Source organism: Spirillospora sp. NPDC049652 (assembly GCF_040675125.1).
Classification (GTDB): domain Bacteria; phylum Actinomycetota; class Actinomycetes; order Streptosporangiales; family Streptosporangiaceae; genus Spirillospora.
This window is the reverse complement of sequence record NZ_JBFAOF010000853.1, coordinates 1-3,142: the sequence shown is the minus strand read 5'-3', so window position 1 is coordinate 3,142 and position 3,142 is coordinate 1. Positions and strand designations below refer to the sequence as shown.

General features: G+C 76.2%; 4 protein-coding genes. 3 read left to right on the top strand and 1 reads right to left on the bottom strand.

Annotated elements, in window-relative coordinates; translation table 11 throughout:
• Together AB0J52_RS33815 and AB0J52_RS33810 are read left to right on the top strand one after the other, a co-directional pair.
• Nucleotides 1-645 (top strand): GlxA family transcriptional regulator (locus tag AB0J52_RS33815; protein ID WP_500186950.1); only part of this gene is annotated, 645 nt, incomplete at its 5' end.
• Nucleotides 645-1,265 carry a DJ-1/PfpI family protein gene (locus tag AB0J52_RS33810; protein ID WP_500186949.1) on the top strand — a complete coding sequence of 207 codons (621 nt, stop codon included), beginning with the start codon at nt 645-647 and terminating at the stop codon, nt 1,263-1,265. The genes AB0J52_RS33815 and AB0J52_RS33810, both read left to right, overlap by 1 nt.
• Nucleotides 1,266-1,351: 86 nt before the next feature.
• Here AB0J52_RS33810 and def read toward each other — a convergent pair whose 3' ends face one another.
• Nucleotides 1,352-1,891: a peptide deformylase gene (gene def, locus AB0J52_RS33805; RefSeq protein WP_500186948.1), complete on the bottom strand. Its 540-nt coding sequence runs from the start codon at nt 1,889-1,891 to the stop codon at nt 1,352-1,354.
• 80 nt (nt 1,892-1,971) lie between these two features.
• Between def and AB0J52_RS33800 the strand changes: the two genes are divergently transcribed.
• Nucleotides 1,972-3,142: AfsR/SARP family transcriptional regulator (locus AB0J52_RS33800; RefSeq protein WP_500186946.1), on the top strand; the 1,171-nt coding region annotated here is incomplete at its 3' end.

The window sequence follows — 3,142 nt, the reverse complement described above, 5'->3', positions numbered from 1 at the left end:
GGCGTGCTGCTGCTCGGCGCGGCGGGCCTGCTGGACGGCAGGCGCGTCACCACGCACTGGGAGCGCGAGGAGCAGGTGCGCCGGGCGCACCCCGAGGCCGAGGTGGACTGCGACCCGATCTTCGTCCGGGACGGCCGGGTGTGGACCTCGGCGGGCATCACCGCCGGGATGGACCTCGCGCTCGCCCTGGTCGAGGACGACCTCGGCCGGGACGTGGCGCACATCGTCGCCCGCGAGCTGGTCATGTTCCTGCGGCGGCCCGGCACCCAGTCGCAGTTCAGCGTCCCGCTGTGGACGGCGCGTCCGGAGAGCGACCCCATCCGGACGGCCGTGGACGCGATCAACGCCGACCCCGGCGACCGGCACGGCGTGCGGGACCTGGCCGAACGGGCCGGGCTCAGCCCCCGCCACCTGCAGCGCCGGTTCACCGCCGAGATGGGCGTCCCGCCCGGCGGCTACGTCGAGCGGGTCCGGATCGAGGCGGCGCGGCGGGCGCTGGTCGAGACCGGCGAGCCGGTCGAGGCGATGGCCCGGCGGCTCGGCTTCGGCACCGGCGAGACGCTGCGCCGGGCCTTCCAGCGGACGGTCGGGGTCGCGCCGTCCGACTACCGCGAGCGGTTCCGATCGACGGGAAGGAACGTGTGATGGCACAGGGACTGACGGACGGATCGAGGGACGGGCTGACGTACGGCCTGCTGCTGTTCGAGGGGGCGGAGGAGCTCGACTTCGCCGGCCCGTGGGAGATCTTCACGGCCTCGGCCATGCTCCGCGAGGCGGGGGACCGGGCGGTGCTGGTCGCCGCCGGCGACGGCCCGGTCCGCTGCAACAAGGGCATGCGGGTGCTGCCGGACCACACCTTCGACGACCACCCCGACCTGGACGTCCTGCTCGTCCCGGGCGGGAACGGGCGGGTGGCGGCGGGGAAGGACCCGGTGGTCACCGGCTGGCTCGCCGCGACCGGCCCGAAGGCGCGGTGGCTGACCAGCGTGTGCACCGGGTCGCTGCTGCTGCACGACGCGGGCCTGCTGCGCGGGCGGCGCGCCGCGACGCACTGGGCCGCCGAGAGCGAGCTGGAGGCCCGCGAGGACGTCACCCTTGTCCGGGACGAGCGGTTCGTGGTGGACGGCGACCTCGTCACCAGCCAGGGCGTCTCGGCGGGCATCGACATGGCGCTGTGGCTGGTCGGCCAGTTGCACGGCGTCGAGCACGCCCGCAACGTCCAGAAGTACGTGCAGTACCACCCCGAGCCGCCCTACGCCGAGTGACCGGGCGGACCGGCCGGCCCGAGTGACCGGGCGGGACGAGGGGAGCGCCTGACCGAGCCGGCCGGCCCGCTCCGGGGGTGGCGAGGTCAGGCGGACTGCTCGGCCTCCGCGCGCATCTCCTCCATCTCGCGCAGCACCTTCTTGCGGGCGCGGGTCGAGAGGCGGTCGATGTACAGCTTGCCGTTCAGGTGGTCGGTCTCGTGCTGGAGGCAGCGGGCGAGCAGGCCCGTCCCCTCGACCGTGACGGGGTTGCCCTCGACGTCGAAGCCGTGGCAGGTCGCGCGGTCGGGACGGGCCAGGGGCGCGTGCGGGCCGGGCACCGACAGGCAGCCCTCCTCGCCGTCGTCCAGGTGCCGGTCGGGGCCCTCGGGCAGGACGAGCGTGGGGTTGCAGACGACGCCCTTGCGCGCCACGTCGTCGGCGTCGGGGCAGTCGTAGACGAAGACGCGCAGGTCGACGCCGATCTGGTTGGCGGCCAGGCCCACGCCGTCGGCCTCGTACATGCTGGCGAACATGTCGTCCACCAGGGCCGCGAGGTCGGCGTCGTAGCTCTCCACCGGACGCAGGGGGCGGTGGAGGATCGGCTCCCCCACCACGGTGATCGGTCGTGCCTGTCCGCTCGTCATGGGCTGCATGGTAGTCAGCACGGTGGTCAGCCCCGCGTCGGCCCTGCGCGAAGACCGGTTCAGGACGATAATCACGGATCATGCGGTTCGGGGTGCTCGGTTCGACGGCGGCGTGGCGACCGGACGGGACGCAGGTCCCGCTCGGCGGCCCGGCCCGCCGTGCGCTGCTGGCGTTGCTGCTCGTCCGGCCGGGCGCGGCGGTCTCCGCCGAGGGCCTGGCCGAGGAGCTTTACCAAGGCGGCGGTTCCGGAGGTCCCGGCGGGCGGGGCGGTGCGGCGCACGCGCTCCAGTCGCAGGTGTCGCGGCTGCGGGGCGTGCTGCGCCCGGACGCCGACATCGAGAGCTCGCCCGCCGGATACCGCCTGACCGGCGCGGACGTGGACGCCGCCCGGTTCGAGGCGCTGGCGGGCGACGGCCGCGCGGCGCTCGCCGGCGGGGACGCCGCCCGCGCCGCCGACCTGCTCGCCGAGGCGCTGGGCCTGTGGCGCGGCCCGGCGTTCGCGGAGTTCGCCGACCTGCCCTGGGCCGCCGCCGAAGCCGCCAGGCTGGACGAGCTGCGCCGGCTGGCCGCCGAGCGGCGCGCGGAGGCGATGCTCGGGCTGGGCGCGGCGGCCGAGGCCGTCCCCGACCTGGAGGCGCACGTCGCCGCCGACCCGCTGCGCGAGGACGCCTGGCGGCTGCTGGCCCTCGCGCTCTACCGCTCCGGACGGCAGGGGGACGCCCTCGGCGCGCTCCGGCGGGCCCGGGACGTCCTGACCGAGCAGCTCGGCGTCGATCCAGGCCCCGCCCTGCGCGGCCTGGAGGCCGACATCCTCGCCCAGGCCGCGCATCTGGATGCGCCGCCGAGGCCCGCCGGTGTTCGCGCGCTCGTCCCGCACCCGACCGCGCCTCCCATGGAGGAAAGGCAGCCGGACTCGACTCCAAGAGAACCGACGCACACCGGCTCACCGAGCCCGGGGACGGGGACGGGAACGGGCCGGGCGGCGCGGGCGCTGCGGCTCGTCCCGCCGGACGGGGAGACCTTCGTCGGACGGACCGCCGAGACCGCCCTCCTGACCGGCGCGGCCGGACGGGCCGCAGCCGGACGGTTCCAGGTCGTCCTGGTCGGCGGCGAGGCCGGGATCGGCAAGACCGCGCTGGTCGAGCGGTTCTCGCGGGGCCTCGCGGCGGACGGCTGGCGGGTCGCGTGGGGCCGGTCGGAGGAGGCCGGGGGAGCGCCGGCGGCCTGGTCGTGGGCGGAGATCCTGCGCG